At 41.5% G+C, this 7,471-nt stretch carries 7 protein-coding genes; 1 reads left to right on the top strand and 6 read right to left on the bottom strand.

Annotation, left to right across the window (positions count from 1 at the left end):
• The coding region (locus VK179_00750) for a hypothetical protein (protein ID HLO57246.1) at positions 1 to 224 on the bottom strand (224 nt) is incomplete at its 3' end.
• 722 nt (positions 225 to 946) lie between these two features.
• Here VK179_00750 and VK179_00745 point away from each other — a divergent pair.
• Complete coding sequence (locus VK179_00745; protein ID HLO57245.1) at positions 947 to 1,447, top strand: VOC family protein; 501 nt, start codon at positions 947 to 949, stop codon at positions 1,445 to 1,447.
• A gap of 312 nt (positions 1,448 to 1,759) precedes the next feature.
• Here the strand turns inward: VK179_00745 and VK179_00740 are convergent, their stop codons facing one another.
• Genes VK179_00740 through tal form a run of 5 tightly spaced genes read right to left on the bottom strand, consistent with a single transcriptional unit; the run spans position 1,760 to position 7,390 of the window.
• A complete protein-coding gene (locus tag VK179_00740) occupies positions 1,760 to 2,485 on the bottom strand; it encodes a hypothetical protein (protein HLO57244.1) in 726 nt (241 codons plus the stop codon).
• Positions 2,486 to 2,531: 46 nt separating this feature from the next.
• Positions 2,532 to 3,269: a 6-phosphogluconolactonase gene (pgl, locus tag VK179_00735; GenBank protein HLO57243.1), complete on the bottom strand. Its 738-nt coding sequence runs from the start codon at positions 3,267 to 3,269 to the stop codon at positions 2,532 to 2,534.
• Between the two features lie 58 nt (positions 3,270 to 3,327).
• Entirely contained in the window at positions 3,328 to 4,842 is a 1,515-nt protein-coding gene (zwf, locus tag VK179_00730) for a glucose-6-phosphate dehydrogenase (GenBank protein HLO57242.1), read from the bottom strand.
• 1 nt (position 4,843) lies between these two features.
• Entirely contained in the window at positions 4,844 to 6,265 is a 1,422-nt protein-coding gene (gndA, locus tag VK179_00725) for an NADP-dependent phosphogluconate dehydrogenase (protein HLO57241.1), read from the bottom strand.
• Positions 6,266 to 6,268: 3 nt separating this feature from the next.
• Positions 6,269 to 7,390, bottom strand: a complete 1,122-nt coding sequence (gene tal / locus VK179_00720; GenBank protein HLO57240.1) for a transaldolase — start codon at positions 7,388 to 7,390, stop codon at positions 6,269 to 6,271.
• Between the last annotated feature and the right edge of the window lie 81 nt (positions 7,391 to 7,471).

Here is a 7,471-nt window from a genome sequence, read left to right as displayed (position 1 = left end):
CCAATTAGCACATTGTTGCAATAAATGCGGTAGCCTGACAATCCTGGAGGAATGGTATCATTTGAAGTAGTTGTGTCGACTGGAGCCTGCCACGACAATTGAACTATATTGTCCTGTAAAAAAGCCTGAAGGTTTGAAGGTTGCACCAGGTTAAGCGTATCCTGAGATACTGCTTTGAAAGTCACCAGCAAGAAGGCAAAAATAATAAAGTAAAACTTCGACATAACCATCTTTTTATATGTGAATATGAAATCACTTTATTATATGACAATAAAATTGGGTTTTACCCTAGTGTAAAAATAAAAAGTAAAAAGGAACACTTCGATTGCGCTTTGCTTCACACAGCAACCGAAGGAAAAAGTGGTTTTAATTTATTTGAGAGATAAATGAAATTTGAGATTTGAAATTAGTCAATCCCCCAATTTTGAATTTGAATTTAGAATTTTGAATCTTTAACGGCATAGGACTATGCAGGCTTAATTACAATTGAGAAGATAAGTACCCAACAGGGTAAGAGCATTATTGAAAAGATGAATTTTGGCGGTGGAGCTGTTAAAAAATATTTACTGTTCGAAGACACCTGAAGGAGAAAAGACAAGTAACTGCCCGGGCAGGAGGAGCATATAAGACCGTTCACACTAAATTAAAGAGAATTGGAAGGCCGATGCATGTCAAGACAATGCCAGGCCATTAGAAGGTCAAGTTTAAATATTTTAGGCTTCACCACCAAAATTTAGCCGGAATAGTCCAGCCGGCGCTTTTTCTTGGTACTTATGTCCCCCCTGAGCGCGAAGCAGTCGAAGGGTTGTAGCGCAGACAAAGAAGTACGAAAGGAAAATAAACAGTTCCCGCTTGGACTAAGCGGAGAGAAAGCACTCGTCATATCGCAGCGCAGAATCAATTATATTTGCCATACACTACCAATCGTTTCATAAACTTACAACCTATGTTAAAAACACTATCTACCATTATAGTCCTGATTGCTTTTTCCAATGCTGTCACCTCACAGGTTACACATCCGGTAAACGATACTACCCCTCGCATAACAGGAATCGGCGGGGTTTTTATTGTTTCTGATAATCCAAAGGAGACCTATAAATGGTATCAGCAGAATATGGGTTTTGAAGTCGACAGGTACGGCTCGGTGTTTGAATTCAGGGATGCCAATAATCCTGAACAGGTTAACTACCTGAGCTGGGCTGTGTTTGGCAGAAACAATTCATACCTGAGCCCGTCGAAGAAGGAATTTATGATCAACTACCGGGTACAGAATCTTGAGGGACTCATAAGGAATATGCGAAAAAATGGCGTGACAGTCCTTGACACCCTGGAAACCTACGATTACGGCAAATTCATCCACATCATGGACCCCGACGGCAATAAAATTGAATTATGGGAACCGGTTGATAGTGTGCTGAGTACCATTCCGAGGAAGACTATGAAATAAGCGAAAACTAGAGATTTGAAATTTGAGATTTGAAATTTGAGATTGAAAAGTTCAAAGTTCAGTGTTCAATGTTCAAAGTTTTTGCCTCCCCTGTCAAGTGTACTTTTCCTTACCTTTCCAGTTGAGGAAGATGTGTCGACTGGAGACTGCCACGACAATTGAACGATATTGTCCTATAAAAATGCCTGAAAGTTTGAAGGTGGCACCAGGTTAAGAGTATCTTGTGATACAGCTTTGAAAGTCACCAGTAAGAAGGCAAAAATAATAAAGTAAAACTTCGATGGATTGGGGTTCTGGACCCCGACGTTTTTTTCAGCGTGAGAAATAATATAGGTCAGTTACTTCATCCGTGCCTTCAATTTCTTCCTTTATTAATCCAACATGGGGTGCATAATATTTGTACTCCACAGGAGCATCGGGCTCAAGTGCATTCCAGTCGGCGGTTTTAATACATTGCTCGAAGTTGCCAAAAGTTGTTGAAACAGAAACATGTGCGGCAATCATTTTTCCCCAGTCTTCAGCATGGCCATGTGAATACTCCTGTCGGTAAGGCATTTGAGGAACAGGTGAACGGAACATGATGATGCCGGGTTTGGCACCATCAGTGCCTGCCACAAAAGAACCCTCTTTATCCTGAAGTACTCCATTTTCATAATTACTTACATCTTCTCCCATGTACCATACATTACCTTCAAGATCCTGTGCGTAAAAATCGTAAGTATCCTCGGTAACCTGATCTTCAATGCTAACAACATCGTGCACAATAGTGCAATTTATGCCCATTATGACTTTGACTGAGTCGAGTACTGTAACAACATTGTCTTCCAACCCATCTTCTGCATTGGTTTTATATTTATAAACCGATCCCGGTTTAAGCGGGAAATAAACATTTGTTACACTATCGACAAAATTAGCAGTATCCAGTACGGGATTATAATTCATATCCATCATACCACCATCTCCATTATCATCATCATCCTTTTTGCAGGCTGATAGTGTAACTAAAGATATCAAAATCAACAAGTTAATGGCTTTCATTTTGTATACGCTTTTATATATTAAACAATCAGAGACGTAAAATTCTTCAGCGTTCAGCGTTCATATTTTTGTTCAGCGTTACGTACCAGGTTAAGTCGCCATTTTGAGGGGTTATCAGTTGTGCCGGAAATTGTGGAGGTTGAGTACTGATTGTTGTAACTTTTGAAAGGATCTCTGCTTTGTTGGCACCTGAAACAAGAAACAGTATATGATGTGCCATATTGATCAAAGGGGCCGTCATAGTGATGCGGTTTAACCGGTCGTCGTCAACAATGACTTCTTTTACCAGGCGTTTCTTTTCATTGAGAACACTCGTTCCGGGGAATAAAGATGCAGTATGGCCATCTTCTCCTAATCCCAGGAGGATCAGATCGAAACAAGGTTGTTCTTCCACAAAAAATTGAAGTATTGTCTGTTCATATTCCTGCGCTGCATCAAATGGCGGTAAATCTACCGGTATTGGAAAGATGTTTGAGCCGGGAATGGCTACTTTATCAATCAGTGTTTCATAGGCCATGTGGGCATTGTTGCGTCCATCCTGAAAAGGTACACATCGCTCATCGCCCCAAAAGAGAAAGGTATTATTCCATGGAAACTTATTTTTGCAGGGTTCTGATGACAACAGGGCATAGAGACCCCTGGGAGTACTGCCACCTGACAAGCAAAAGGTGAAGCGGCCCCGTTTACTTATCGCTTCATTTGCAATGTTTAAGCAAAACCGGGCTGCTGCTTCATTCAGTTCACGTGCTGTATCAAACACTTTTACATTTTTCAGCCGATTCATACTCTGTGGAGGTGATGCCCTGATTTATTGCTTATTCATTTACTTCATTTAACTCTTTTCATTCATCGGATGAAAGGGGAATTACCATCCAATTATGACCTGCGGCTGCAATTAATGCATCAGCATCCTGTGGACCATGACTTCCGGCTTCATAGTTTGGGAAATAAACCGGTGGGATTTTCTCCCATAAATTGATTATTGGCATGAGTATGCGCCATGCCGATTCAACCTGGTCGGCACGCATGAACAGGGTTGAATCACCGCTTAGTACATCGAGCAGCAACGTTTCGTAAGCTTCCGGCGTTCCTGATGTATATGATTTGCTATACCTGAAAAGCATGTCGACAGGGTAAAGCAGCATTTCAAGTCCGGGCTGCTTTGCCTGAAATTGCAAACGGATTCCCATGTTTGGCTGAATATTAATAATGAGCCTGTTGGGTTGCCAGTCTAATAGTGTTTCAGATTCAAATAGTTGATGGGGAACAGGTTTAAACTGAATAGTTATAACGGAGATGGTTTCATTAAGACGTTTGCCTGTGCGGAGGTAGAAAGGAACGCCCTGCCAGCGCCAGTTATCTATAAACAACTTAACGGCTGCAAAGGTCTCCTTGCCTGAATTGGGGTTAACATCAGGCTCTTGCCGGTACCCGGGTACTTTTTTCCCTTCAATCCATCCCTCACCATACTGCCCACGGACAGTGAATTTGTTGATTTCATCAGGTTTTAATTTTCTGATGGCATTCAGCACATCAACCTTGCGGTTCCTTACTTCATCGGCATTAAATGAAACAGGAGGTTCCATAGCTATCAAACACAGTAGTTGCAGTATGTGGTTTTGAATCATATCGCGCAAAGCACCTGCGGTTTCATAATAATTACCCCTGTTTTCAACACCCAGCTGCTCTGAAACGGTAATTTGTATCTGTTCAATATAATTCCTGTTCCACAATGGTTCAAACATGGCATTGGCAAATCTGAAAGCCAGTATATTCTGTACGGTTTCTTTTCCCAGGTAATGGTCAATCCGGTATATCTGGCACTCATCAAAGAGTGTATGAAGCTGGTGATTGAGTTGCATAGCGCTTTCCAGGTTATGGCCAAATGGTTTTTCAATCACTATTCGCGACATAAGTGCATTCTTCGCCAGTCCCTTTTTACCAACCTTTGTAGCAATTACAGTAAAATACTGCGGAGGAACAGCCATGTAAAACACCCGGTTAACAGGTGCATTCCATTGTTTTTCGAGTTTGGCAATCTGCCTTCCTATATAGTCGTATAATTCATTGTTATCGAATTCACCCTGGTGGAAATGGAGGTATTCGGCAAATGCATTCCAATCCTTAACATTGGATTTTCCTCTTCGGGAGAATTTATCTACGCCCTCCCTTAGCCTGTCACGGAATTTAATTTCATCAGGCAAAGAGCGGCCAATTCCAAGTACATAGAATTTTTCAGGAATCCAGTTATCGAGGAATAAATTATAGATGGCGGGAATGAGTTTACGCCATGTGAGGTCTCCAGTAGCGCCAAATATGACAATTATTGCAGGTGTTTGAGTTGAAATTGGTTCCATCTTATTTCTCCTGGTCCCATTGAGTGTGAAATGTTCCATTCAGATCGGTGCGTTCATAAGTATGGGCCCCAAAAAAATCACGCTGTGCCTGAATGAGATTTGAAGGCAGCCGCTCAGTCCTGAAGCCATCAAAATATGCCATTGATGCCATAAGTGCAGGGACTGGAATACCATTTGCGATTGCCGTTGTAAGTATATTTCGTATGGATTTTTGTAATTCCATTAATTTGTAAGCGATTTGATTATCAAGCATCAGATTTGTTAAGCCGGTATTATTTTTAAAGGCAACAATAAGATCATTAAGAACGGCCGCCCGTATAATGCATCCGCCCCTCCATATTTTCAAAACTTCTGCGGGATTAACATTGTATTCATATACGGCTGACGCCCGCTGAAGCAGCGATATACCCTGGGCAAAAGTTGTAATCATTGAAAAGCAGATTGCTTTTTCCACCTGATCAATGAAATCACTTTTAGTGGCAGACGGTTCCTTTGCCGGTCCTTTTAATTTTTGCGATATGGTTTTTCTTTCATCCTTCAATGCTGAGAGATCACGCGCTGCCACAGCTGCATCAATTGTGGGAACAGGAACCTGAATATCCATTGAATTTTGCGACATCCATTTGCCGGTTCCTTTCTGGTGTGCGCTATCGAGGATTTTATCTATCAAATATCCCGCCTCACCGGCATCATCTTTTTGACTGAAAATAGCAGCGGTTATCTCAATAAGATATGACTTAAGGACACCTTTATTCCATTTTTGGTAAACATCGTGTAACTCTTTGTTTCCCAATCCTGCGATTTCTTTAAGAAGCTGGTATGATTCAGCAATAGCCTGCATCAGGGCATATTCAATCCCATTATGGACCATTTTAACATAATGGCCTGCAGAACCGTTGCCAATGAAAGTTACGCATGGATCGCCATCGACTTTTGCTGCGACAGCACTGAGCATAGCAGCAATTCTCTCATAGGATTCCTTGTTGCCTCCGGGCATAATACTTGGTCCGAAACGTGCTCCTGTTTCACCGCCCGAAATGCCGATACCCATAAAATGGATATGTTCTTTTGAAAGAGCCGTAATTCGGCGATCAGTATCTGTAAAATGCGAGTTACCACAATCAATGATGAGGTCGTTCTCTGAAATCAATGGCCGGAGTTCATCAATCACTGAATCGACTATAGGTCCCGCAGGTACAAGCATAAGAATTACGCGGGGCATTTTCAGTGATTGCACAAATTGCGAAAGATCATTGATTCCAGAAAGATTATACGTTCCTTTTTCATTCTGGAGATCAGTAACCTTTGACTGGTCTTTATCATAACCTGCAACAGAGTATCCATGATGGCACATGTTAAAAACCAGGTTTCTACCCATGGTTCCCAGGCCTATCATTCCAAAATCAAAAAGCTGATTTTCCATTGCTCAGCTTATTTTAACTTTGATTTTCGCCAGGCTGTCGATCAGCTTATCATAGGCATCATTGAATTTGACAATTCCTTCCTCTTCAAGCTGCTTAGTAATGGCAGTCATGTCAATGCCATAATCATAAAGCCAAACAAATAGTTGGTGTGACTCATTCAACTCTTCTTCAATGGAGTTACGTCTTAATTTCCCATGATCGGCAAGCGCTGTAATGGTTTCATCAGGCAGGGTATTTACCGTGTCAGGACCGATAAGTGTTTCCACATACCTCAGGTCATAGAACAATGGGTCTTTATTGCCGGTGCTGGCCCAAAGAGGTCTTTGAACGCGCGCACCATTCATCTCTAATTGCTTCCAAAGGTCGGTGCTGAACAACTCCTTAAAGCGTTTATATGCCAGCCTGGCACTTGCAACACCTGCTTTGCCAATTAAGGATTGAGGGTTTGGAACATCTTTTGTATTTGATGACGGGTTCTTTCTCAATAACTGATCAATGAGGACATCAATCCTGCTGACAAAAAAGCTTGCCACTGACACTAATTTATTAACGGGCAATCCTTCTTTAACTCGGCGACTTACTGCCCTGATATAAGCTTCAGCAACTTCGGTATACCTTTCAATTGAAAAAAGCAAGGTTATGTTGATAGGGATTCCTTCATACAGCATCTGTTCAATTGCCGGAATTCCTTCAGCTGTACCCGGAATTTTGATGTAGCAATTAGGCCTGCCGACAGCAGAATAGAGGCGATGAACTTCGTCAATTGTACCTTTTGTGTCACGCGCAAGGTGAGGAGAAACTTCAAGGCTTACAAATCCGTCAATTCCTGATGAGCTATCGAAAACCGGTCTGAGAATATCACAGGCATCACGGACATCCTTAACGGTGAGCGCTTCATAGATCTGTTCAGGCGTATTTCCCTGACTACTGAGCGACCTGATCTGGTCATCATAACTGTCACTTTCGGTAATGGCTTTATTAAAGATGCTTGGGTTAGAAGTAATTCCCCTCAAACCCTGTTCTTTCACTCTTTTTTCCAACTCACCGCTGGTAATTTTATCTCTTGTAAGATTATCAAGCCAATAACTCTGGCCATAATTCAATAATTCAATCAGAGTATTCATGCCGTTCCTCCTATAATTTTTTGAATTGCTACAATGTTAGTAATTGAAACAATCTTGAAAATTTATAGTTGCGCGGGGTTA

It is taken from the genome of Bacteroidales bacterium, assembly GCA_035299085.1.
In the GTDB taxonomy this organism is placed as follows: domain Bacteria; phylum Bacteroidota; class Bacteroidia; order Bacteroidales; family UBA10428; genus UBA5072.
This window is presented reverse-complemented; position numbering and strand designations above follow the sequence as displayed.

Excerpts from the sequence above, each read along its gene's own strand:
- pgl (HLO57243.1), bottom strand. The coding sequence starts at position 3,269 with ATGAATCGGCTGAAAAATGTAAAAGTGTTTGATACAGCACGTGAACTG.
- gndA (HLO57241.1), bottom strand. The coding sequence starts at position 6,265 with ATGGAAAATCAGCTTTTTGATTTTGGAATGATAGGCCTGGGAACCATG.
- tal (HLO57240.1), bottom strand. The coding sequence starts at position 7,390 with ATGAATACTCTGATTGAATTATTGAATTATGGCCAGAGTTATTGGCTT.
- zwf (HLO57242.1), bottom strand. The coding sequence starts at position 4,842 with ATGGAACCAATTTCAACTCAAACACCTGCAATAATTGTCATATTTGGC.
- VK179_00740 (HLO57244.1), bottom strand. The coding sequence starts at position 2,485 with ATGAAAGCCATTAACTTGTTGATTTTGATATCTTTAGTTACACTATCA.
- VK179_00745 (HLO57245.1), top strand. The coding sequence starts at position 947 with ATGTTAAAAACACTATCTACCATTATAGTCCTGATTGCTTTTTCCAAT.